Annotated in this window: 20 protein-coding genes; 12 read left to right on the forward strand and 8 right to left on the reverse strand. The window is 69.9% G+C overall.

The window, feature by feature from the left end; genetic code table 11:
• Nucleotides 1-34 precede the first annotated feature (34 nt).
• Together ACFYWI_RS26780 and ACFYWI_RS26785 are read left to right on the forward strand one after the other, a co-directional pair.
• Entirely contained in the window at nucleotides 35-874 is an 840-nt protein-coding gene (locus ACFYWI_RS26780; protein ID WP_389237258.1) for an MBL fold metallo-hydrolase, read from the forward strand.
• An 80-nt stretch (nucleotides 875-954) separates the two neighbouring features.
• Nucleotides 955-1,839 (forward strand): prohibitin family protein, encoded by an 885-nt coding sequence (locus ACFYWI_RS26785; protein WP_389237260.1) that lies wholly within the window; start codon nucleotides 955-957, stop codon nucleotides 1,837-1,839.
• A 68-nt stretch (nucleotides 1,840-1,907) separates the two neighbouring features.
• On the opposite strand, the gene ACFYWI_RS26790 is transcribed toward ACFYWI_RS26785, so the two are convergent.
• Nucleotides 1,908-2,582 carry a Crp/Fnr family transcriptional regulator gene (locus ACFYWI_RS26790; RefSeq protein ID WP_187741560.1) on the reverse strand — a complete coding sequence of 225 codons (675 nt, stop codon included), beginning with the start codon at nucleotides 2,580-2,582 and terminating at the stop codon, nucleotides 1,908-1,910.
• Between the two features lie 305 nt (nucleotides 2,583-2,887).
• Here ACFYWI_RS26790 and nth point away from each other — a divergent pair, with 305 nt between their 5' ends.
• The 4 genes from nth to ACFYWI_RS26810 all read left to right on the forward strand — a co-directional run bounded on the left by nth (nucleotide 2,888) and on the right by ACFYWI_RS26810 (nucleotide 6,141).
• The gene (gene nth / locus ACFYWI_RS26795; protein ID WP_389237263.1) at nucleotides 2,888-3,730 is read left to right on the forward strand and encodes an endonuclease III; all 843 of its coding nucleotides are present in this window, start codon (nucleotides 2,888-2,890) and stop codon (nucleotides 3,728-3,730) included.
• A 106-nt stretch (nucleotides 3,731-3,836) separates the two neighbouring features.
• The gene (locus tag ACFYWI_RS26800) at nucleotides 3,837-4,526 is read left to right on the forward strand and encodes an NUDIX hydrolase (protein WP_389237265.1); all 690 of its coding nucleotides are present in this window, start codon (nucleotides 3,837-3,839) and stop codon (nucleotides 4,524-4,526) included.
• Between the two features lie 80 nt (nucleotides 4,527-4,606).
• Complete coding sequence (locus ACFYWI_RS26805; protein ID WP_389237267.1) at nucleotides 4,607-5,806, forward strand: MarP family serine protease; 1,200 nt, start codon at nucleotides 4,607-4,609, stop codon at nucleotides 5,804-5,806.
• 146 nt (nucleotides 5,807-5,952) lie between these two features.
• Nucleotides 5,953-6,141: a hypothetical protein gene (locus ACFYWI_RS26810; protein WP_389237269.1), complete on the forward strand. Its 189-nt coding sequence runs from the start codon at nucleotides 5,953-5,955 to the stop codon at nucleotides 6,139-6,141.
• Between the two features lie 37 nt (nucleotides 6,142-6,178).
• Here the strand turns inward: ACFYWI_RS26810 and ACFYWI_RS26815 are convergent, their stop codons facing one another.
• The 5 genes from ACFYWI_RS26815 to ACFYWI_RS26835 all read right to left on the reverse strand — a co-directional run bounded on the left by ACFYWI_RS26815 (nucleotide 6,179) and on the right by ACFYWI_RS26835 (nucleotide 13,902).
• Nucleotides 6,179-7,120 carry an alpha/beta fold hydrolase gene (locus tag ACFYWI_RS26815; RefSeq protein ID WP_389237271.1) on the reverse strand — a complete coding sequence of 314 codons (942 nt, stop codon included), beginning with the start codon at nucleotides 7,118-7,120 and terminating at the stop codon, nucleotides 6,179-6,181.
• The gene (locus ACFYWI_RS26820; RefSeq protein ID WP_389237273.1) at nucleotides 7,117-7,620 is read right to left on the reverse strand and encodes a phage holin family protein; all 504 of its coding nucleotides are present in this window, start codon (nucleotides 7,618-7,620) and stop codon (nucleotides 7,117-7,119) included. The genes ACFYWI_RS26815 and ACFYWI_RS26820 overlap by 4 nt, the downstream gene beginning before the upstream one ends.
• 49 nt (nucleotides 7,621-7,669) lie before the next feature.
• Nucleotides 7,670-9,067: a Na+/H+ antiporter NhaA gene (gene nhaA / locus ACFYWI_RS26825; protein WP_389237275.1), complete on the reverse strand. Its 1,398-nt coding sequence runs from the start codon at nucleotides 9,065-9,067 to the stop codon at nucleotides 7,670-7,672.
• Nucleotides 9,068-9,306: 239 nt separating this feature from the next.
• Entirely contained in the window at nucleotides 9,307-11,265 is a 1,959-nt protein-coding gene (acs, locus tag ACFYWI_RS26830) for an acetate--CoA ligase (RefSeq protein WP_389237277.1), read from the reverse strand.
• A gap of 276 nt (nucleotides 11,266-11,541) precedes the next feature.
• Nucleotides 11,542-13,902 (reverse strand): SulP family inorganic anion transporter, encoded by a 2,361-nt coding sequence (locus tag ACFYWI_RS26835; protein ID WP_389237279.1) that lies wholly within the window; start codon nucleotides 13,900-13,902, stop codon nucleotides 11,542-11,544.
• Between the two features lie 285 nt (nucleotides 13,903-14,187).
• On the opposite strand from ACFYWI_RS26835, the gene ACFYWI_RS26840 reads away from it, so the two are divergent.
• Entirely contained in the window at nucleotides 14,188-15,408 is a 1,221-nt protein-coding gene (locus ACFYWI_RS26840; RefSeq protein ID WP_389237281.1) for a hypothetical protein, read from the forward strand.
• A gap of 122 nt (nucleotides 15,409-15,530) precedes the next feature.
• Here the strand turns inward: ACFYWI_RS26840 and ACFYWI_RS26845 are convergent, their stop codons facing one another.
• Nucleotides 15,531-16,517, reverse strand: coding sequence for an ATP-binding protein (locus ACFYWI_RS26845; RefSeq protein WP_389237283.1), 987 nt, complete (start codon nucleotides 16,515-16,517; stop codon nucleotides 15,531-15,533).
• A 102-nt stretch (nucleotides 16,518-16,619) separates the two neighbouring features.
• Here ACFYWI_RS26845 and ACFYWI_RS26850 point away from each other — a divergent pair, with 102 nt between their 5' ends.
• Nucleotides 16,620-17,450: an oxidoreductase gene (locus tag ACFYWI_RS26850; protein WP_389237285.1), complete on the forward strand. Its 831-nt coding sequence runs from the start codon at nucleotides 16,620-16,622 to the stop codon at nucleotides 17,448-17,450.
• A gap of 358 nt (nucleotides 17,451-17,808) precedes the next feature.
• Here ACFYWI_RS26850 and ACFYWI_RS26855 read toward each other — a convergent pair whose 3' ends face one another.
• Entirely contained in the window at nucleotides 17,809-18,654 is an 846-nt protein-coding gene (locus ACFYWI_RS26855) for an HAD family hydrolase (protein WP_389237287.1), read from the reverse strand.
• Between the two features lie 547 nt (nucleotides 18,655-19,201).
• On the opposite strand from ACFYWI_RS26855, the gene ssd reads away from it, so the two are divergent.
• From ssd to ACFYWI_RS26875, 4 genes are read left to right on the forward strand one after another with little or no spacing between them, the layout of a single operon-like run.
• On the forward strand, nucleotides 19,202-20,302 hold the full coding sequence (ssd, locus tag ACFYWI_RS26860; RefSeq protein WP_389237289.1) for a septum site-determining protein Ssd: 1,101 nt from the start codon (nucleotides 19,202-19,204) through the stop codon (nucleotides 20,300-20,302).
• The gene (locus ACFYWI_RS26865; RefSeq protein WP_389237291.1) at nucleotides 20,299-21,447 is read left to right on the forward strand and encodes a TadA family conjugal transfer-associated ATPase; all 1,149 of its coding nucleotides are present in this window, start codon (nucleotides 20,299-20,301) and stop codon (nucleotides 21,445-21,447) included. Before ssd ends, ACFYWI_RS26865 begins: the two co-directional genes overlap by 4 nt.
• Nucleotides 21,448-21,461: 14 nt before the next feature.
• On the forward strand, nucleotides 21,462-22,295 hold the full coding sequence (locus ACFYWI_RS26870) for a type II secretion system F family protein (protein ID WP_389237381.1): 834 nt from the start codon (nucleotides 21,462-21,464) through the stop codon (nucleotides 22,293-22,295).
• Nucleotides 22,292-23,128, forward strand: coding sequence for a type II secretion system F family protein (locus ACFYWI_RS26875; RefSeq protein ID WP_389237293.1), 837 nt, complete (start codon nucleotides 22,292-22,294; stop codon nucleotides 23,126-23,128). The genes ACFYWI_RS26870 and ACFYWI_RS26875 overlap by 4 nt, the downstream gene beginning before the upstream one ends.
• Nucleotides 23,129-23,143: the final 15 nt, after the last annotated feature.

Genomic DNA, 23,143 nt, shown 5'->3' on the forward strand with positions numbered 1-23,143 from the left:
CCGGCCTGCCCGCCGTATCCGCCGGAGGTGCCCGATGAGCGACGCCCAGAGCCTTCCCGGGCAGCCCCGTGGCGGCGTGCTGTCCGGTCCCGCCACTGCCCGTGCCGTCAATGTCCTCGCGCCGAACCCATCCGCGATGACCCTCGACGGCACCAACACCTGGATCGTCTCGGAGCCCGACTCCGAGCTTGCGGTCGTCATCGACCCCGGGCCGCTGGACGACACCCACCTGCAGGCGGTCATCGACACCGCCGAGAAGGCGGGCAAGCGGGTCGCCCTGACCCTTCTGACCCACGGCCACCCCGACCACGCCGAGGGCGCGGCGCGCTTCGCCGAACTGACCTGCACCCATGTCCGCGCGCTCGACCCCGCGCTGCGGCTCGGCGACGAAGGGCTCGCCGCCGGGAACGTGATCCGCGTCGGTGGGCTCGAGATGCGCGTCGTCGCCACTCCCGGCCACACCGCCGACTCGCTCTGCTTCCATCTGCCCGCGGACCGGGCCGTGCTGACCGGCGACACGATCCTGGGGCGCGGTACGACGGTCGTCGCACACCCCGAAGGCCGGCTCGGCGACTATCTGGACTCGCTGCGGCGGCTGCGCTCGCTCACCGTCGACGACGGGGTGCACACTGTGCTGCCGGGTCACGGACCGGTGCTGGACGACGCCCAGGGCGCGGTCGAGTTCTATCTGGCGCACCGGGCGCACCGGCTCGCCCAGGTGGAGACGGCGGTCGAGAACGGGCACCGCACCGTTGCCGAGGTGGTGGCGCATGTGTACGCGGACGTGGACCGCACCCTGTGGCCGGCGGCGGAGCTGTCGGTGCGGGCACAGCTCGAATACCTGCGCGAGCACGGGCTGATCGAGCGGAACTAGGGGCCACCCCAAGGCGTCCTGTCGCAGACGATTGCTTTACGCTCCGCTTATTTGCGGCATCCGTCCCTGGGGGGAATCCCGTGTTCGTGCTGTTCATCGTGCTCGCCATCGCTGCCGTGGTGATGTATCTCGTCGCTCGCAGCAGCGACAACCGAGGTCTCAAGCTCGGTGCCCTCGGCGCACTCATAGCCGGCCTGTTCGCCGGCATCACCAGCTGCGTGCATGTCATCAGCGCCTATGAGGTCGGCGTCCCCGTGACCTTCGGCAAGGTCGGCACGCCCATGAACCCGGGCGTCAATCTCACCTCGCCGTTCACCAACGTCACCACCTTCTCGACCCGTCCGGTGGACCTCAACCTGTCCGACAAGGACGTGGTCGAGGTGCGCTCCTCGCAGGGCGGTGTGATGTATGTGGAGCTCACCGTGAAGTGGGCGGTGACCCCGGCCAAGGCAGTCGAGCTCTACCGGCTGGCCGGCAGCGAGGACGCCATCCAGCAGCGGCTGGTCTTCCCGGACAGCCGGGAGATCATCCGCAACGTGTTCGCCCGCCACACCAGCGAGCAGGGTTACAGCTCGGCCCGGGAGAAGATCAACACCGAGATCGGTGACCTGATCAAGGAGCGGCTCGCCCCGCGCGGAATCGACGTCACGACGGTCAACCTGCGCAATGTGAAGCCGTCCGACCGGCTGCAGGACCAGATCGACCGCAAGATCCAGCAGCAGCAGGCCACCGAACGGGCGACGGAGGCGGCGCGCACCGCCAAGGCGGAGGCCGAGCGCCGCCGGATCGAGGCGGAGGGCATCGCCCGGGCCAACAAGATCCTCAACGACTCGCTGAGCGACAAGGTCCTGGCCAACCAGTGCATCGACGCGTTCAAGGAAGCCGCGGCGAAGAACCCGGTGTACGCCGTGCCGTGCGGCTCCGGCTCCGGGAATCCGCTGATCGTGGACGGTACGAAGAACTAGCGCACGCGAAGGGGGCAGCCCGCGGCGTGCGGGCGGCCCCCTTCGTATGCGTACGGGCGCGGACGCGCCTAGCGGGACCGCTTGGCCAGGCGCTCCACGTCCAGCAGGATCACGGCCCGTGCCTCCAGGCGCAGCCAGCCGCGCTGTGCGAAGTCGGCCAGCGCCTTGTTCACGGTCTCGCGGGAGGCGCCGACCAACTGGGCCAGCTCTTCCTGGGTCAGGTCGTGGACGACGTGAATGCCCTCCTCCGACTGCACACCGAAGCGGCGGGAGAGGTCGAGGAGCGCACGGGCCACACGGCCCGGCACGTCGGAGAAGACCAGGTCGGACATCTGGTCGTTGGTCTTGCGCAGCCGGCGTGCGACCGCACGCAGCAGCGCGGTGGCCACCTCCGGGCGGACGTTCAGCCAGGGCTGGAGGTCGCCGTGCCCGAGGCCGAGGAGCTTGACCTCGGTGAGCGCGGTGGCGGTGGCGGTGCGCGGGCCGGGGTCGAAGAGGGACAGTTCGCCGATCAGCTCGCCCGGGCCGAGGACGGCGAGCATGTTCTCGCGGCCGTCGGGGGACGTGCGGTGAAGCTTGACCTTGCCCTCGGTGACCACGTACAGGCGGTCGCCCGGGTCGCCCTCGTGGAAGAGCGCGTCGCCACGGGCGAGCGTCACCTCACTCATCGAGGCGCGGAGCTCCGCGGCCTGCTCGTCATCGAGCGCCGCGAAGAGCGGGGCGCGCCGCAGAACGTCGTCCACGAGTTCTCTCCTTGTCGACCTGACCAGGGGACCTTGGTCCCCATGATGCCGGACCGGGCCGTGCTGGTCCGGGCTGTGCTGTTCCGGGACACTGTGCACCGCTGCGGCATCCCCGGGGAACGGACCCCGGTAGTAAATATCGTGCGATCAATCACAACAAGTTTGACGCACGAACGCGCCGGTCCCTACGGCAGGGGCCCGATTGGGTCCGGATGAGCGGTGACCGGGGCGGATGTCAGTGGTGACCTTTAGGCTGGCCGGGTGTCCAATTCGCCGTGAGCACGCAGGCAGAGGGGGCTGGAAGCATGTCCGGGAAGCAGAGTTCCGCTGTGGGCGAACAGTCATTGCCCAGTCCGGGCAAACGGAAGAAACCGAACAAATCGGAATCGCGTCTGGCCATGGTCCGCCGCGCCCGCCGTATCAATCGCGAGCTCGCCGAGGTCTTTCCGTACGCCCACCCGGAGCTGGACTTCCGGAATCCCTTCGAGCTGCTGATCGCGACGGTCCTGTCCGCGCAGACGACCGATCTGAGGGTGAACCAGACCACCCCGGCGCTGTTCGCCAAATACCCCACGCCGGAGGACCTGGCGGCCGCGGACCCCGCCGAGGTGGAGGCGCTCATCCGCCCGACCGGCTTCTTCCGGGCCAAGACCAAGTCGATCATGGGCCTTTCCGCGGCAGTCCGGGACAACTTCGGCGGTGAGGTGCCCGGCCGGCTGGAAGACCTGGTCACGTTGCCGGGCGTGGGCCGCAAGACCGCCTTCGTCGTCCTGGGCAACGCGTTCGGCGTCCCCGGCCTGACCGTGGACACGCACTTCATGCGGCTCGTACGCCGCTGGAAGTGGACCGACCAGGACGACCCGGTGAAGATCGAGGCGGAGATCGCCGCGATCTTCCCCAAGAGCGAGTGGACCATGCTCTCGCACCGGGTGATCTTCCACGGCCGCCGTATCTGCCACGCTCGCAAGCCCGCCTGCGGCGCCTGCCCGATCGCCCACCTCTGCCCCGCGTACGGAGAGGGCGAGACGGATCCCGAGAAGGCGAAGAAGCTGCTCAAGTACGAAATGGGGGGCTACCCGGGCCAGCGTCTGAACCCCCCGCCCGACTACCCCGGCACACCGGCCCCGGCCCTGGGTGCGATCGAGTGAGGCGCTCAGGCGCCCCCCGATGCGCGGAACGATCCACGTACCCCGGGGCGTTGAGCCCCAGGGGGTGCCCATGAGGCGAACGGGAGATGTACGAGAAGGCGGCGGCATGAGCAAGGGCGTGAGCAACGGCGAGGTGATCGTCACCACCGACGGTCTGCCGACCTGGCTCGACCCCGTCGTGCACGCCGCCGGCACCGTCCAGCCGGAGCAGCTCAGCCGCTTCCTGCCCCCCGAGAGCGGCCGCGGCCGCCAGTCCGCCGTCCTCGTACTGTTCGGCGAGGGCGCCCACGGCCCCGAGCTGCTGCTGATGGAGCGCGCGGGCAGCCTGCGCTCGCACCCGGGGCAGCCCTCGTTCCCCGGCGGCGCGCTCGACCCGGAGGACGGCGACCCGGCCACCACCGGGCCGCTGCGTGCCGCGCTGCGGGAGGCCGAGGAGGAAACCGGCCTCGACCCGGCGGGCGTCCAGGCCTTCGGCGTCCTGCCCAGGCTCTACATCCCGGTGAGCAGTTTCGTCGTCACACCCGTACTGGCATGGTGGCGCACCCCGAGCCCGGTCGGAGCGGTCGATCCCGCCGAGACCGCGCGTGTCTTCACCGTGCCCGTGGCGGATCTCACGGACCCGGCCAATCGTGCGACGGCCGTCCACCCGAGCGGTCACCGCGGGCCCGCATTCACGGTCGAAGGGGCTCTGGTCTGGGGTTTCACGGCCGGCGTGATCGACAGGATTCTGCACTTCGCCGGTTGGGAACGACCATGGGACCGCTCCAGGCAGGTCCCGCTGGACTGGCGCGCATGACAGGCTGGCGGCTGGGCCACAGGGTGCCCGGACCAACCAGCCGGACAGAGACCGGCGACGAAACTGCGAGGCTATAGACGGTGAACGTGCTGGACATCCTGTTGCTGGTCGCCGCCGTATGGTTCGCGATCGTCGGCTATCGCCAGGGCTTCGTCGTCGGCATCCTGTCGGTCATCGGCTTTCTCGGCGGCGGACTCGTCGCCGTCTATCTGCTTCCCGTGATCTGGGACGCGGCGACCGACGGCTCCGAGGTGTCCACGACGGCCGCGATAGTCGCCATCGTGATCGTGATCGTCTGTGCCTCCGTCGGCCAGGCATTCACCACACACCTCGGCAACAAGCTGCGTCGGCACATCACCTGGTCACCGGCCCGGGCCCTGGACGCCACCGGCGGTGCGCTGGTCAACGTCGTCGCCATGCTGCTGGTCGCCTGGCTGATCGGCTCCGCCCTCGCCGGCACCTCGCTGCCCACACTGGGCAAGGAGGTCCGCAATTCCAAGGTGCTGCTCGGGGTCTCCCGGGTGATGCCCGACCAGGCCAACACCTGGTTCACCGACTTCTCCTCCGTACTGGCTCAGAACGGCTTCCCGCAGGTCTTCAGCCCGTTCGCCAACGAGCCCATCACCGAGGTCAAGGCACCGGACGCGGCACTGGTCGGCAGTCCCGTCGCCGCCCGCGCCAAGCAGTCGATCGTCAAGGTCGTCGGCACGGCCCCGGGCTGCGGCAAGGTCCTCGAAGGCACCGGATTCGTCTTCGACCGGCGCCGTGTGATGACCAACGCGCATGTGGTCGGCGGTGTCGACGAGCCGACCGTGCAGATAGGCGGTGAGGGGCGGCTGTACGACGCCAAGGTCGTGCTCTACGACTGGGAGCGCGACATCGCGGTGCTGGACGTTCCCGACCTCAAGGCTCGCCCGCTCGAGTTCAGCGAACGCGACGCCCGCAGCGGCGACAGCGCGATCGTCGCGGGCTTCCCCGAGAACGGTTCGTACGACGTGCGCTCGGCCCGGGTCCGCGGCCGTATCAACGCCAACGGCCCGGACATCTACCGGCGGGGCACCGTCCGCCGCGACGTCTACTCGCTGTTCACGACCGTCCGCCAGGGCAACTCCGGCGGGCCACTGCTCACCACGGACGGCAAGGTGTACGGGGTCATCTTCGCCAGGTCGCTGGACGACGCCGACACCGGCTATGCCCTGACGGTCGATGAGATCCGCGCCGACATCGCCCAGGGCCGGGCCGCCAACCAGGAGGTCGACAGCCAGGGGTGCGCGCTGTAGGCGCAGTTGCCGTACACGCCGGCGCACAGTGGGTTGCGCCGTTCGCGGGAACGGTTGTCCTACGAACAGCCAAATGCCTGGCGCATAGGCCAATTGGCCGCCCCTGACGCGGTTACCGACCATGGGGCACGGGCACACGTCGGTGTATGGGCTGGACGTACGACTACGGTGACACAGCACGCAACCGCCGCTCGGCCAATGGGCCGATCACCCACGAGAGGGGCGGCCCTCAGGGCGAGGGTCCCGAGCATCCGGGGCAGGGGATCGGCATTCCGCGCATCCTCCGCCGCCGGGCGCGCTGGGTCTCCGCGCGCCTGCGGCATCCCAGGGGCTGACGGCTGCGGCCGAGGTCCCGGCCCCCGGCAGGAGCGCCTACCGGTCGGGCTCGGGGTCCTTGAGCCAGTTGATCAGCTCGGTGGAGAACGCCACCGGGTCCTCCTCGTGGGGGAAGTGCCCGAGACCGTCGAACAGCCGCCAGCGGTACGGTGCTTCGACGTACTCACCGGAGCCCGCCGCGCTGCGCGTGCGCATGGCCGGGTCCAGGGAGCCGTGCAGATGCAGGGTCGGCACCCGCACCGGGCGCTTCATACGACGGTTGAACTGGATGCCGTCCGGCCTGGCCAGTGAGCGCACCATCCACCGGTACGGCTCGATCGAGCAGTGTGCCGTGGACGGGATGCACATCGCCCGCCGGTAGACGTCCACGGCCTCGTCATCGATCGGCCGCGGTCCGGTCCAGTCCTGGAGCAGCCTGCCCACCAACGCCGCGTCGTCCGCGACCAGCTGACGTTCCGGCAGCCATGGGCGCTGGAAGCCCCAGACATACGAACCGGCGCGGCTCTGCGCGACGTCGGAGAGCATCGCCGAGCGCCACCGCCGCGGATGCGGCATCGACGAGACGGCGAGCCGGCGCACCAGCTTGGGGCGCATCACGGCTGCCGTCCATGCCAGATAGCCGCCGAGGTCGTGCCCGACCAGGGCCGCGTCCGGCTCGCCCAGCGACCGCACCACGCCGGTGATGTCGAGCGCGAGGTTCGCGGGGTCGTAGCCCCGCGGCGTACGGTCGCTGCCGCCCACGCCCCGCAGGTCCATCGCCACCGCGCGGAAGCCCGCGTCGGCGAGTGCGGTCAGCTGATGCCGCCAGGTCCACCAGAACTGGGGGAAGCCGTGCAACAGCATCACCAGTGGCCCGTCGCCCATCTCCGCGATATGGAAGCGGGCACCATTGGCCGCCACGTCGCGGTGGGTCCAAGGACCATCGAGGCGTGCGGGGCTGCCAAGGCTGGTGAAGCCACCGGTGATGTCGTCGGTCATACCGAGACCCTGGCCTGGGCCGTGTCCTGAACGGGGTGCCCGTCGGCCCGGACATCGAGCGCACGGGCGCTCGCGGGCCGGGGGTGCGGCTTGACGCCCTGCAGCACCGCAGCCGTCTGCTTGGCCGACGCGATCGACTTCTCCGGCGGCTTGACCTTCTTGAACTTGGAGACGGCCAGCAGCGCCAGCAGGCCCGCGAGCAGCAGGAACGCCGCACCCACGATCAGGAACGACCAGGCGAGACCGAGTCCCAGGTTGTGGATCCCGTACGCCGCGGCGAAGCTCAGTACCGGCAGCGAGAAGAGCGCGAACACTCCGGCGATGGTCATGGCCGCGCCGCCGACGGCGCCGCGCTTGACGTCCTGTCGCAGCTCCGCCTTGGCCAGCGCGATCTCGTCGTGTACCAACGCGGACATCTCGGCGGTCGCCGAGGCGACCAACTGACCGAGACTGCGGTCGGCGCCCACAGCGTTCACTGTGTAGTTGCCGGGATCGCTCATCGCTGACTCCCTCTCGTCTCTACGGGTCTTCTACGCATCCGATGTCAGATCATGCCGGACTGTCGCCGCCGTCGCGCGATGCCCCCGCCACTTGTGCCCTTCTTCGGTGTTCCGCGGCCTTCTCCTCGTAGATCGCGGCCATCCGGAGGTGGTACTCCGGATTGTCCTGTTCGTAGATGTCGGGGATGCCGTCCAGATCGTCGTCGCGCTCCTCCTCCGCATACAGGGACTGGTAGGTGCGGACCCGCAGTTTCAGCAGAATGCAGGCGAGTACGGCGGCGATCAGCGAGCCGACCAGGACCGATGCCTTGATCTCGTCCGTCAGCGCCGCGTCGCCCTCGAAGGCGAGCTCGCCGATGAGCAGCGAGACGGTGAAGCCGATCCCGGCGAGGGAGGCGACGGCGAAGACATCGGGCCAGGCCAGGTCGGGGTTGAGCTGTGCACTGGTGAAGCGGGCCGCGAGCCACGTGCCGCCGAAGATGCCGATCGCCTTGCCGACCACCAGGCCGAGGAGGACGCCGAGCGTCTCGGGCCTGGTGAAGACATGGCCGAGCGCGTCGCCGCCGACGGTGACACCCGCCGAGAACAGGGCGAACAGCGGTACGGCGAGGCCGGCCGAGAGAGGGCGTACGAGGTGCTCGATTTGTTCGCCCGGGGAGTGCTGCTCACCGTCGCGCCGGGTGCAGCGCAGCATCAGGCCCATGGCGACACCGGCGATGGTGGCGTGGACGCCGCTGTTGTACATCAGCCCCCAGATGACGAGGGCGAGGGGCACATAGACGTACCAGCCGCGCACCTGCTTGCGCAGCAGGAACCAGAAGACGGCGAGTGCGGCGAAGGCACCGCCGAGGGCGGCGAAGTTGAGGTCCTCGGTGAAGAAGACGGCGATGATGAGGATCGCGAAGAGGTCGTCGACGACGGCGAGAGTCAGCAGGAACGCGCGCAGTGCGGACGGCAGCGAGGTGCCGATCACGGCGAGGACGGCGAGCGCGAAGGCGATGTCGGTGGCGGTCGGGACGGCCCAGCCGTCGGTGGAGCCGCCGCCGGCGGTGGTGACCAGGAGATAGACGAGCGCCGGCATGGCCATGCCGCAGATCGCGGCGATGACCGGCAGCGCGGCGGCTTGAGGGTCGCGCAGTTCACCGGCGACGAGTTCACGCTTGAGCTCGATACCGGCGACGAAGAAGAAGACGGCGAGCAGTCCATCAGCGGCCCAGTGCTGGACGGACAGGTCGAGCCCCAGGGAAGCGGGGCCCAGATGGAAGTCCTGCACGGATGTGTAACTGTCGCCGAGTGGTGTGTTGGCCCAGATCAGCGCGACGATCGCGGCGAGGAGGAGGAGTACACCACCGACGGTCTCGGTTCGCAGCGCGTCCGCGAGGTAGTTCCGCTCGGGCAGAGGGAGCCGCCCGAGAAACATACGGCGGGTGGAGTCGGGCGCGGCCACGTCGTGGAACCTCCGGTCTGTTGGGCACGGTAAAGCACATGCCGACCAGACTTCCCGGCGCACCTCGTTCTTACGGTCGCGTGTTTGACGCTGCCTTTACTCTACGCGAGACCGCGGGGACGCATCCGGCAAATTTCACTTTAGGTACGGAGGGGACGGCAGGCGCGCGGGGTTGCTCCCGGTACCCATGAGGGAGGGGTCCGGCCGCCGCACGGCCGGACCCCTCCCTCACCACCGACTCAGTCCTCGCTCGGCGCACTCGGCAGGCGCGTCTGGATCAGGTCCATCACGGACGAGTCCGTGAGCGTGGTGACATCACCCAGCTGACGGTTCTCCGCGACGTCACGCAGCAGACGGCGCATGATCTTGCCGGAGCGGGTCTTGGGCAGTTCCGCCACCGGCAGGACCCGCTTGGGCTTCGCGATCGGGCCGAGCGTCGCGCCCACGTGATTGCGCAGCTCCGCGACGAGGCCCTCGTCCTCGCTCGCCGAACCGCGCAGGATCACGAATGCCACGATCGCCTGGCCGGTCGTCTCGTCCGCCGCGCCCACGACCGCCGCCTCGGCGACCTTCGGGTGCGAGACGAGCGCGGACTCGACCTCGGTGGTCGAGATGTTGTGGCCGGACACCAGCATCACGTCGTCGACGCGGCCCAGCAGCCAGATGTCTCCGTCGTCGTCCTTCTTGGCGCCGTCGCCCGCGAAGTACCTGCCCTCGAAGCGCGACCAGTACGTGTCGATGAAGCGCTGGTCGTCACCCCAGATGGTGCGGAGCATCGACGGCCACGGCTCGGTGAGGACGAGATAGCCACCACCTCCGTTGGGCACCTCGTTGGCGTCGTCGTCCACGACCGTGGCGGAGATGCCGGGGAGCGGCCGCTGGGCCGAACCGGGCTTGGTCTCGGTGACACCCGGCAGCGGCGAGATCATCATCGCTCCGGTCTCGGTCTGCCACCAGGTGTCCACGATCGGGGTCCTGCCGGCGCCGATGTGCTCCCGGTACCACATCCACGCCTCGGGGTTGATGGGTTCACCGACCGACCCGAGGATCCGCAGACTGCTCAGGTCGAACTTGGCGGGGATCTCGTCGCCCCACTTCATGAACGTGCGGATCGCGGTCGGTGCGGTGTAGAGGATCGTGACGCCGTACTTCTGCACGATCTCCCAGAACCGCCCCTGGTGCGGGGTGTCGGGCGTGCCCTCGTACATGACCTGGGTCGCGCCGTTGGCCAGCGGGCCGTAGACGATGTACGAGTGCCCGGTCACCCAGCCGATGTCGGCGGTGCACCAGTAGACGTCGGACTCGGGCTTGAGGTCGAAGACGGCGTCGTGGGTGTACGCCACCTGGGTGAGGTAGCCGCCCGAGGTGTGCAGGATGCCCTTCGGCTTACCCGTCGTGCCGGAGGTGTAGAGGATGAAGAGCGGGTGCTCGGCCTCGAACGCCTCCGGGGTGTGCTCCGCGGACTGACGGCCCACGATGTCGTGCCACCACACGTCGCGGCCCTCGGTGAAGGCGGTGTCCTGACCGGTGCGCCGTACGACGAGGACATGCTCGACCTGCGGGCACCTGGCGACGGCCTCGTCGATGGCCGGCTTGAGCGCGCTGGGCTTGCCTCGCCGGTAGCCGCCGTCGGCGGTGATCACCAGCTTGGCGTCGGCATCCTGGATACGGGAGGAGACGGCGTCGGCGGAGAAACCGCCGAACACCACGGAGTGGGCGGCGCCGATCCGGGCGCATGCCAGCATCGCGACCGCGGCCTCGGGGATCATCGGGAGATAGACGGCGACCCGGTCGCCCTTGCGCACCCCCAGCTCGGTCAGGGCGTTGGCGGCCTTGGCGACCTCGTCCTTGAGCTCGGCGTAGGTGACGGCGCGGCTGTCGCCGGGCTCGCCCTCGAAGTGGATGGCGACCCGGTCGCCGTTGCCCGCCTCGACGTGGCGGTCCACACAGTTGTAGGCGACGTTCAGTTTGCCGTCCGCGAACCACTTGGCGAAGGGCGGGTTGGTCCAGTCGAGGGTCTCGGTCGGCTCGGTGGCCCAGCTGAGCCGTCGCGCCTGCTCGGCCCAGAAGCCAAGCCTGTCCGCCGCGGCCTGCTCGTACGCCTCAGCGGTCACATTGGCGTGCGCGGCCAGATCGGCCGGCGGCGCGAACCGCCGTTCCTCCTTGAGCAGGTTGGAGAGAGAAGAATGCTCGTTCACGGGGCCATCTCCTCCCTGAGCAGGTTGGCCAGGCTTTCGTTGCTCACGACATCTCCCTTTCCCAGGGCGTCTTCTGTGCGTATGTGTCCCAGGCCATAGCTCATCAGCCAGAGGGCCCGGTGACAAGAGCCCTCCGGATATTGGTTTAGACCTATGGGATGGCCCCTCGTCCCCGGGCGGCGGGAAGGAGGGGCCATACGTTCTCACGTACGCCACGCGCGGGAGGTTCAGCCACGCGGCTCGCAGGCGGCCGGGACGGACCCGTGAGGCCGGATCTCAGACGCGGGTCCCGTGCAGCGCCGACGGGGCGGGGGCGACCCGGTGGAACACCTCGTCGACCTCGTGCTCGTCGCTGCTCGCCAGGAGATACGCCTGGGCCTCGCCCACATGGAAGTACATGCCGTGCAGCCGCAGTGTGCCCTCGGCGAGCCGCCGCGCCACCGACTCATGCTTCCGCAGATGCTCCAGCTGCTGGATCACATTCGTCAGACACAGCTGCTCGACCGCGTCGTTGGGCAGCCGTCCGGAGATCCGGGCCCACGAACGGTGTCTGCTCCGCATCCGCTCCAGGCTCGGCTGCCCATGGCGCAGCCAGCGCCGCAGCGGCGTACCGGCGCCGCCGGCCGGGCTGCTGAGCAGGGCATGCATCGCCCCGCAGCCGGAGTGCCCGCAGACGGTGATCGAGTCCACCTCGAGCACATCGACCGCGTACTCGATCGCGGCCGCCACCGAGTCGTCGCCGGACTCCTCGCCCGGCGGGGGCACCAGATTGCCCACATTGCGCACGGTGAACAGATCGCCCGGACCGCTTGCCGTGATCATGCTGGTCACCAGCCGGGAGTCGGCGCAGGTGAGGAAGAGCTGGGAGGGCTGCTGTCCCTCCCGGGCCAGGCGTGCGAGCTCGTCGCGGACCAGGGGTGCCGTGTTGCGCTGGAACGAGCTGAGCCCGCTGGCCAGTTGATGGGTGTCGGACTGCGGCGGTCGGTCGTCGCAGTGGTGGTTGCGCCAGGGTGTCCAGGGCCGGCAGCAGCCGTGTGTCTCGGAGGCCGGCTCGCTGATCCTGGCTCCCGCACGCCCGGTGAACTCCACGCTCCCGCCCTGCGCGAGATGGGCGCTCTGCCAGTCGTGGAGGGTTTCGTGGGCCGCATGGTCCATGAAGGAGCCGTCCAGCTCGACGACACACCGCGCGTCATGGGGAACCTGCCCCAGGATCCGGCTCAGTCTCGGTACCGCGAGAAACGTCAACTGCCCGCGCACCCGCACTCGGTGGACGCCCTCGTGCACCTCCGCGGTGATCCGGGTCCGGGTCAACCGGTGCAGCGCGACGATGACCGCCACCGCGATACCGATCACCACCCCTTCGAGCACGCCGGTCAGTACGACCGCACCCAGGGTCACCGCGTACACCACGATTTCGCGGTTGCGCTTCACGTTGCGCAGATGCGTGATGTTGACCATCTGGACGCCGATGACCATCACCAGGGCAGCCAGGGCGGCCAGCGGAATCAGATCGAGCACCGGGACGAGCAGCAGGGCGGCGACCGCGATCCACAGTCCGTGCAGCAAGGTGGAGTGGCGGCTGACAGCGCCCGCGGACACATTGGCGGCGCTGCGAACCGCGACACCGGTGATGGGCAGCCCGCCGAGTGCGCCGGAGACCACGTTCGCCGCACCCTGCCCGGCCAACTCCCGGTCGAGCCTGGCCCGCGGAATGCGTACGTGCGGCGTCTTGCGTGCCGCCGCGAGCTTGTCGACGGCGACCGCCGACAGCAGTGACTCCACACTGGCCACCAACGTGATGGTGAGCACGGCGGCGAGGAGGCCGAGCGTCGGCCCGTGCGGCAGCTCGGGCAGGGCGTGACTGCGCCAGGACGGCAGATCCACCCGTGGCAGGCTCAGCCCGGCGAAGACGGTCAGCGCGGTCGCGAAGGCCACTGCGGCGAGAGCGGCCGGGATCTTCCGGGCGAGGTGGCCGGTGCGCCCGGGGATCCGCGGCCACAGCAGCAGTACGGCGACGGTCAGCACGCTTGTCGACAGGGCGGCCTGCTGCAGCTCGGCCAACTGGGCGGGCAGGGCGCGCACGTTGTCGACGGCGGAGCTCTGCGGTGTGCCGCCGAGAACGATGTGGAGCTGGGCGAGGGCGATGGTGACGCCGATGCCGGCCAGCATGCCGTGGACGATCGCCGGGCTGACGGCGAGGGCCGAGCGGGCCACCCGCAGCGCGGCGAGCCCCAGTTGGCAAAGGCCGGCGAGGACGGTGATGGCGCAGGTGGTGCGCCAGCCGTAGTGCTGGATCAGCTCGGCGGTGACGACGGTCAGCCCGGCCGCCGGGCCGCTGACCTGAAGCGGCGATCCACCGAGCCGGCCGGCGACGATGCCACCGACCGCTGCCGCCACGAGCCCGGCCTGGAGCGGTGCGCCGGTGGCCAGTGCGATGCCGAGGGAGAGCGGCAGCGCGATCAGGAACACGGAGATGGACGCGGAGAGGTCGGCGCCCGCGATATGGAAGCGGCGGCTTGTGCCGGGGGGTGGGTGGCCGTGCGGTCGCTGTTGACCGGACGTCGGGGGTGTGGAGGACGGCCGGCCTGAGCGGGACGGCCCTTCTTCTGGGGTGCGGGTGGGGACGCAGGCAGACATGGTTCCCGTCTCCTCCGGGGCAGCGCGGTCGCGGAAAGGGGGACGCGGCCGTGGGTCACGGCGTGCAGCGGCGGGATACTCAACACTCGGTAAATGGATCGTAATGCAGAGTAAAGAGTCGGGCATTCTTTTCAGGGCAAATAGGGCAATTGTTCACCCGAATCGGTGATTAATCATTTGATACGGCTGGTCGCTCCTTCGCCTTCACCCTCGCGATGCGACCTTGTCGGCTCCGTAGGCATCGGAGTCGGACAGTCGTATGGGCATAAGAAAGAGGGTGGACGAATGTTGGCCCCCACAAAGAGGATCACCATCGGGGCGGTTGCCACGGCGACGCTCATCGCAGGGCTCGCCGGGTGCTTCGGTTCGAGCGGCTCGCGGAACTCGGAGAAGGAGGGGGCCTCGGGCCCCCAGAGCGCAGTGCGTCTCATCGGTGACGGGTCGACCGCCTTTACCGGAGTCCAGCCCGGACTGCCCGTGCCCCAGCGCCTGAAGCCCGGTCAGCGGCCCCCGCAGTTCGTCGTGTTCTCCTGGGACGGTGCCGGCGAGGACGATCAGAAGCTGTTCTCCCGCTTCCGCGCGGCCGGCAAGAAGTACGGCGCGACCATGACGTACTTCCTCAGCGGCGTCTATCTCCTGCCCAAGGACAAGTCGACTCTCTACGACCCGCCCCAACATGACCCCGGCCGATCCGACATCGGCTTCAACGACATCCAGGGAATCAGGAACACCGTCCGTGAGCTGCGCGGCGCATGGCTGGACGGCAACGAGGTGGGAACCCACTTCAACGGTCACTTCTGCGGCGACGACGGCGGAGTGGGCACCTGGTCGGTCGAGGAGTGGAAGAGCGAGATCAGCCAGGCCAAGTCCTTTGTGAAGAACTGGAAGACGAACTCCGGCCTCACCGGCGAGGAGCCGCTGCCGTTCGACTACGAGAACGAGCTCATCGGCGGCCGCACCCCGTGCCTCGAAGGCCGCGAGAACTTCGTGCGCGCCGCGAGCGACCTCGGCTTCCGCTACGACACCAGCGGAATCGGCAACCAGGTCTGGCCGAAGAAGAAGTTGGACCTGTGGGACTTCCCGCTCCAGATGGTCCCGGTGCCCGGCCGTGCCTTCGAGACGCTCTCGATGGACTACAACTTCATGGTCAACCAGTCGGGTCTCTCCAGTGGCGATCCCTCGTACCACGAGTACTGGGGCAACCAGATGAGGGACGGCCTGATCAAGGCCTTCGACCGGGCCTACGAGGGCAACCGCGCACCGCTGATCGTCGGCAATCACTTCGAGTCGTGGAACGGTGGCACCTACATGCGCGCCGTCGAGCAGACGATCGCGGCGGTGTGCGTGAAACGCGACGTGAAGTGTGTGTCGTTCCGTCAGCTGGCCGACTGGATGGACGCCCAGGACCCGGAGGTGCTGGAGAAGCTGCGCCGGCTCGGTGTCGGTGAGGCTCCCCAGGGCGGCTGGTCCGGATATCTGGCCGCGCAGTCGGCCGACCGGAGCTGACCCTCCGCCCCGAGCGGGCAGGCGCGCTCGGCCGACCGGAGCTGACCCCGGCGTCCTACGGCCGCCGATCGGGCCCGGCCTGCACCCACAGGCCGGGGCCGCACCGCACAACGGGGGCAGCGTCAGCTGGGCTGCGGAACCGGCGCGTGCCGGCCGAGCACGAACGCCGGGTCGACCTGCGCTGCCAGGTCGGCCCCCGTCTTCGCGTTCCCCCAGCTCTCCGCGTTCCTCAGATGGAAATGGACCATCTGCCGCATGTAGCGCTCCGGGTCGCGGAGCGCGTAGGAGTCCTCGGCCACGTTCTGCAGGGTCTGCAGCGCCATCCGGTTGCCGGCCTCCAGCAGTTCGAAGCGCGGCGGCCTCCCCTTCTCCATCGCGCGCACCCAGTCGGAGTGGCCGAAGGTGACGAGCAGGTCCTCACCCACCTCGTCCTGCAGGAAGTCCACGTCGTCCTGGCCTTGCACCTTGTTGCCCACGACTTTCAGACCGATGCCGAAGTCCCGTGCGTACTCCTTGTACTGGCGGTAGACGGAGACCCCCTTGCAGGTCGGCTCGGCCACCAGGAAGGTCATGTCGAAACGGGTGAACATGCCGGACGCGAACGAGTCCGAACCGGCAGTCATGTCGACGACCACGTACTCGTCGGCGCCGTCCACAAGGTGGTTCAGGCAGAGCTCCACCGCGCCCACCTTGGAGTGGTAGCAGGACACCCCGAGATCGGACTCGCTGAACGGGCCGGTCACCATGAGCCGGATGTCGCCGTCGTCGAGCCGGACGGTGCGGGCGCACGCGTCGTACACCGGGTTGTCCTCGGTGATCCTCAGCATCCGCGACCCCTGCCCGGGCGGGGTGGTCTTGATCATCGTTTCGGCGGAGGCGATCCGCGGATTCGTACCGCGCAGATAGTCCTTGATCAGCGAGAGCTGCGTCCCCATCGCGGGCAGCGCAGCCGACTGCGCCTCGTCGAGGCCGAGCGCGGAGCCCAGGTGTTGGTTGATGTCGGCGTCCATCGCGACGACAGGAGCTTCATTGGCGGCCAGGTGGCGGATGAAGAGCGAGGACAGGGTTGTCTTGCCGCTGCCGCCCTTCCCTACGAAAGCGATCTTCATGTTCACCTAGCGTAGTGCCACGCTTGCACGCTGTGCACGGGCTGCGTGAGGAAGACCACTCCAACGTGGGGCGCGCGCGCAGGGCGCGTAGCCTCGTTACCTATGAGTACGAATGCCTCGGCGGCCGACCCTCTCGCCGCCCTCGGCGCCCTTCCGGGCGTCGCCGACTCGGTGGACTCCGTACGCAAGGCGGTCGACCGGGTCTACGGACACCGCGTCATGCGTCGCCGCAGCAACGAGATCACTTCGGAGGCCGCGCTGCGCGGCGCCCGCGCCTCCGCCGCGCTGTCGGGGGCGGACTGGGCGCTTGAGGAGGTGCGCCGCCGTACCGACTTCGGCGTGGAGCCCGAGGCGCGCACGGTCGGCGCGGCACTGCGGCTGACCTCCGAAGCCGGACAGCTGCTGTCCATCTGGCGCCAGTCGCCGCTGCGCGTCCTGGCCCGGCTTCATCTGGTGGCGGCGAGCGGTTCGCGTGAGGACGAGACGGTGGGCCGTCCGCGTCTGGCCGGTGAGGGTGTCGACGAGCCCCTGATCGAGGCGCCGCTGCCGGAGGCGAAAGAGGTGGCGGGCCGCCTGGACGGACTGTCGGAGCTGATCATCGCGGGCGGTTCGGCGCCGGCTCTCGTGACGGCGGCCGTGGTCCACGGCGAACTGCTGGCCTTGCGTCCCTTCGGCTCGTACAACGGGCTGGTCGCGAGGGCGGCCGAGCGGATCGTGCTGATCGGCAGCGGGCTCGACCCGAAGTCGATCTGCCCTGCCGAGGTCGGTCACGCGGAGCAGGGACGTGCCGCGTATGTCGCGGCCTTCGAGGGCTATCTGTCGGGGACGCCGGACGGCATGGCTGCCTGGATCGCCCACTGCGGACGTGCGGTGGAACTCGGTGTCAGGGAGTCGACGGCCGTGTGCGAGGCGCTGCAGCGCGGCGCGGCCTGAGTCTCACCCGCATCACCGGGCGCACGGAAAACCCCTGGAACAGGGTTGCGGCGGTACCAATGGTGGTACCGCCGCTGGCATGTCTACCCAGTTACCATGCGTCCTCGTAATGTTGCCCATCAGGTCGGGAACTTTGCCCGTCACCTGGTGCGGCTGGCCCGTAATCGACGGGTCGACGTCGCGTGGGTGCTCGGTTTTCATGCTTCGGTCCGTGGGGCCTTCATGCGTTAAAGGTGATCCTTTCGGATGTCCTTGGTCTCGCGGGCCGTTAAATCCTTTGTACTCCGGCACGGGGCGAAGCGGAAGTCCTGGCCGTGCTTCTTTACTTTTAGGTTCAAATAAGGGCGAACCGGTTCGGCTAGGCAATGGTGCCGGCAGCGCCACCGCGTCGGCGGCTGGCGTACCAGACCAGACCGGCCGTGGCCGCCGCCGCTCCCACGGCGGCCACCGCGACGAGCGCGGGACGCGGCGGGACCCGGAATGCGGGCAGTCGCTGCTTGAGCCGGACAGGACGGTCGAAGAACAGGATCGGCCAGCCCCGCGCGGTCGCCTCGCGGCGCAGTGCCCGGTCCGGGTTGACGGCGTACGGGTGGCCGACCGAGGAGAGCATCGGCACGTCGGTGATCGAATCGCTGTAGGCGTAGCAGCGCGCCAGGTCGTACCCCTCGGACTCGGCGAGCTGTCTGACCGCCTCCGCCTTGGTCGGTCCGTACGCGTAGTACTCCACCTCACCGGTGAAGCAGCCGTCGTCGCCGACCACCATGCGGGTGGCCACCACCCGGTCGGCGCCGAGCAGCTCGCCGATCGGCTCCACCACCTCGGCGCCGGACGTGGAGACGATGACGACGTCCCGGCCGGCGATGTGATGCTCCTCGATGAGCGACGCCGCCTCGTCGTAGATGATCGGGTCGATGAGGCCGTGGAGCGTCTCGGCGACGATCTCCTTGACCTGCTGGACGTTCCAGCCCTTGCAGAGCGCGGACAGGTACTCGCGCATCCGCTCCATCTGGCCGTGGTCCGCACCGCCCGCGAGAAAAACGAACTGGGTATAGGCGGTGCGCAGTACGGCGCGCCGGTTGATCAGGCCGCCTTGGTAGAAGGACTTGCTGAAGGTCAGAGTCGATGACTTCGCAATGACCGTCTTGTCCAGGTCAAAGAAGGCGGCTGTGCGCGGCAAGGAGTGGTTTTCCACGAGCCTGAGCATAGGTGCCCGCCATTCGGCGTACGCTGTGGCGCGTGGGTTTGCCTGAGAAGGCTCTCGGGTACACCATGGAAGTCACGGATCGTTCGCGACCGTGCTAACCCGGTCCGGCTCCTCCCCCCCCGAGTCGGCCGGAGAGACGACCCCCGCTCTCCCCCCCGGCGGGGGTCGTCGCATGTCCGGAGGGGTTTTCTCCTCTTCTCGGGCCCCTGCCCCGCTCTGTCCCGGCTCGCGCACGCCTCGCCGGCACCGGACTCCGACGCCCCGATTTTGTCACTCTGCGTAGCCGTAAGGCTGCTCTCCGGGAGCCATCGAGGAAAGTCTGCACGAGCCGCCCGGAGGAGTGCGGGAAGGTCCGTCCGCGAGCGGCCCGTCAGTCACCGGTATGGGCGATCGAGTTATTCACAAGTGGCCGGTTGTCCACAGTTTTTCAGCAAGATCCACATGGTTTTTCAGGGCACTGCACGCTCATTCCAGCCGCGGAGTTCGCGGATCGAAGGAATCGCGGATCTCGTTGTGATGCGAGATCGCAGTGGGAGGGGTGGAGATCGTGGCTGGATCCCTCACATCGGACCGTCCGCCGGTCGCCGAAGGCCGGCGGGACGGACCGCTGATCGTGACCGAGGACATGGACCTGCTCGACGATCTGCTGCGGCTGTGCGCCGCGGCGGGGGCCGAGCCGGATGTGCACCATTCGGTGCCGGAGCGACGAGGCAGCTGGGAGGGTGCACCTCTGGTCCTCGTCGGGGACGACGCGGCCGCGCGCTGTCGCGGAGCCACGCGCAGACGCGGCGTGCTGCTGGTAGGCCGCGACCAGGACGACCCGGACGTATGGCGGCGTGCGGTGGAGATCGGCGCCGACTGCGTGTTGCGGCTGCCCGACGCGGAGAGCTGGCTCGTCGACCGGATCGCCGATGTCGTCGAGGGCGTCGGGCGTCAGGCGCTGACCGTCGGCGTGATCGGCGGGCGCGGTGGCGCCGGAGCGTCGACGCTGGCGTGCGCACTGGCGGTGACATCGGCGCGCAGCGGCCGGCGCACCATGCTGGTGGACGGCGATCCGCTGGGCGGAGGGCTCGATGTGCTGCTCGGCGGTGAACAGGCCGAGGGCAGGCGATGGCCTGATTTCGCCGCGTCCAAAGGGCGAGTCGCGGGCGGGGCGCTCGAGGAGTCGCTTCCCGAGCTCCATGCCCTGAGGGTGCTCAGCTGGGACCGCGGCGATTCGGTGGTCATCCCGCCGGAGGCGATGCGGTCGGTACTGGCCGCCGCGCGCCGGCGCGGCGGGGTGGTGGTCGTGGACCTGCCGCGCCGGGTCGACGAGGGGGTGGCGGAGGCGCTGGCCCAGCTGGATCTGGGGCTGCTGGTGGTGCCGGGCGAACTGCGTGCGGTCGCCGCGGCGAACCGGGTGGCTTCGACCGTGGGCATGGTGCTCCCGGACCTGCGCGCGGTGGTGCGCGGGCCGTACGCCGCGGGGCTGGACGAGCAATGGGTGGCAGGCGCCCTGGGGCTGCCGCTCGCCGGTGAACTGCCCCTGGAGGCGGGGCTGCTGGCCGCACAGGACGGCGGAGCTCCGCCGGGCGGCGGACGCGGGCCGCTCGCCAGGTTCTGCACGGCGTTCTGGGATCGGGCGCTGGCGGGGGGTGGGGACTCATGAGCGCGGGACTGCTCGATGCCGTACGGCAGCGGCTCGCGGAGAGCGGGGCCGAACCCACCCCGGCGCGGGTGGCAGCGGCCCTGAGGGCGCAGGGACGGCTGCTGGGTGACGCCGAAGTGCTCGGCGGCACCGAGCAGTTGCGCTGCGAGCTGGTGGGCACGGGGCCGCTGGAGCCGTTGCTGGCGGATCCGGCCGTGACGGATGTGCTGGTGTCCGCACCCGACCGTGTGTGGGTGGACCGGGGCCGGGGACTTGAGCTCACCCGGGTGACCTTCGCGGACGCTGCGTCGGTACGGCGGTTGGCCCAGCGGCTCGCCGCTGTGGCCGAGCGGCGGCTGGACGACGCGAGGCCCTGGGTGGACGCACGGCTGCCGGACGGGACGCGGATGCACGCGGTGATCCCGCCGGTGGCGGTGGGGTCGACGTGCCTGTCGCTGCGTGTGGTGCGGCCCAGGGCGTTCACGGTGGGCGAGCTCGTCGCGGCGGGGACGATGCCGCCGGGCGGGGACCGTGTGCTGCGGGCGCTGATCGAGGCCAGGCTTTCGTTCCTGATCAGCGGTGGCACGGGCTCGGGCAAGACGACCCTGCTGTCCAGCCTGCTGGGGCTGGTGGGGGAGCGGGAGCGCATCGTGCTGGCCGAGGATTCGGCGGAGCTCAAGCCCGACCATCCGCATGTGGTGCGACTGGAGTCGCGCACCGCCAATCAAGAGGGGGCGGGGCGGGTGACTCTGCAGGACCTGGTGCGCCAGGCCCTGCGTATGCGGCCCGACCGGCTGGTCGTCGGTGAGGTACGCGGCGCGGAGGTCACCGAGCTGCTCGCCGCGCTCAACACCGGTCACGAGGGCGGCTGCGGCACCGTGCACGCCAATGCGGCGGCGGATGTGCCGGCCCGCCTGGAGGCGCTGGGTACGGCGGCGGGGCTCGACCGGGCGGCGCTGCACAGCCAATTGGCAGCTGCCCTCTCCGTGGTGATCCATCTCGTACGGGACGGGGCAGGCCGACGGCGGATCGACGAGGTCCGTGTGCTGGAGCGGGATACGGCGGGACTGGTGGTCACGGTGCCCGCGCTGCGGTGGGGTGCGGAGGGCTTCGTCCACCAGCAGGGCTGGGAGCGGCTGCGCTTGCTGATCGGGGCTGCGCTGTGACGGCCATCGCATCGATGTGCGCGACGGCGGTGTGTGCGGGGGCCGCCGCTTGGTTCGTGGGCGGTCGGGACCAGGGCCTGCGGCGGGCGCGGCTGCTGTTCGCTGGGGGCGGCCCGGTGCAGATGCCTCCGTGGTGGTCGTGGGAGCGGGTACTGCCTGTGATCAGGCAGCGGCGGGAGTGGCTGTGTGTCCCGGTCGGGATGGTGCTCGCCGTGCTCGGGGAGTCACTCCTGCCCCTGGTCGCAGGGGCGTTGGCGGTGCCGTTGGCGCGGCGGCGGTTGCGTGCCGTGAAGCGCCGGAAGGAGGAGGAGCGGCGGGCCGAGGGGGTCATCGGGCTGTGCGGCGCGGTGGCGAGCGAGCTGCGGGCCGGGCTGCAGCCGGGACAGGCTTTGCTGTCGGCTGTCAGGTCCACGGGTGTCCTGGGCGGCGCGGAGGCCGGGGTCCTGGCGGCAGCCCGTTTCGGGGGAGATGTGCCGCAGGCGCTGCGAGAAGCGGCGGGGGAGCCGGGCGCGGACGGGCTGGCGGGAGTGGCGGCCTGCTGGCGGGTGGCCGTGGACAGCGGCGCGGGGCTGGCCGCGGGGCTCGACCGGCTGGAGGCGGCGCTGCGGGCCGAGCGGGACCAGCGGGAGGACCTGCGTGCCCAGTTGGCCGGGGCCTGGTCGACGATCGTGCTTCTGGCGTTGCTTCCGGTGGCCGGCCTGGCGATGGGGGCGGCGCTCGGGGCGGACCCTTTGAAGGTGCTTTTCCACACTCCGGCGGGGATCGGGTGCCTGGTGATCGGCGGACTGCTGGAGACGGCGGGTCTCTGCTGGGCCGCGCGGATCGTGCGGACCGGGGAGGAGGCATGACCGGGGATGCCGGGCACAGCCTGGGGACGGCGGTGTCGGTGCTCGCCGCGGCGGCGTGCCTGGCCCTCGCGATCGCGGCCCGGCGGCGTGAACGCCAGGTGCGCACAAGGGCTGCAGCGCTGCTGTCGCTGCAGCGCTCACGGCGCCGATGGCGGCCGGAGTACGGAGAATGGGCCAGACGCTGGGCGGGGCCCGCGGGGGCGATGCTCGTCGGGTTTGTTCTTGCCGGTGGGGTGATCGGCGCTGTGGTGGGAGCGGCCGGGGCGTATGGGGTGTGGCGCCGGCAGCGGCGGCGGGGGCAGATCCAGGGTGCGGCGGCTGCGGGCGCGGACGAAGGCACCGCTGTCGCTGTCCGTGTCACGGACATGGACACGGGGGCAGGCCCTACCGGTTCGGTACGACAACTGCCGCTCGCCGCAGACCTCTTGGCCGCATGCATCTCGGCCGGAGCCGCTCCACGCGAGGCGGCGGAGGCGGTGGGGGAGTCCCTGGGCGGACCGGTCGGCGAGCGGCTGGCGCGGGTGGCCGCCGAGCTGCGACTCGGCGGTGAACCGGCCCAGGCCTGGGGGTGGTTCGGCCGGATACCGGGTGCCGGGCCGATGGCCCACTGCCTGGAGCGTGCCGACTCCACGGGAGCGCCGGCGTCGGAGCCGGTGGCGCGGCTGGCGGAGCGCTTCCGGGCCGACCGGGCCCGGACGGTGGCCATCCGTGGCCGAAGGGCGCAGGTGTTGATCACCGCGCCGGTGGGGCTGTGCTTCCTGCCCGCGTTTCTGGCGATCGGGGTGGCGCCCGTGGTGATCGCTCTGGCGGGCGGCCTGCTGCACGGCAACTGACCGATCAACAGCGAG

Source organism: Streptomyces sp. NPDC002889 (genome assembly GCF_042888425.1).
In the GTDB taxonomy this organism is placed as follows: Bacteria; Actinomycetota; Actinomycetes; order Streptomycetales; family Streptomycetaceae; genus Streptomyces.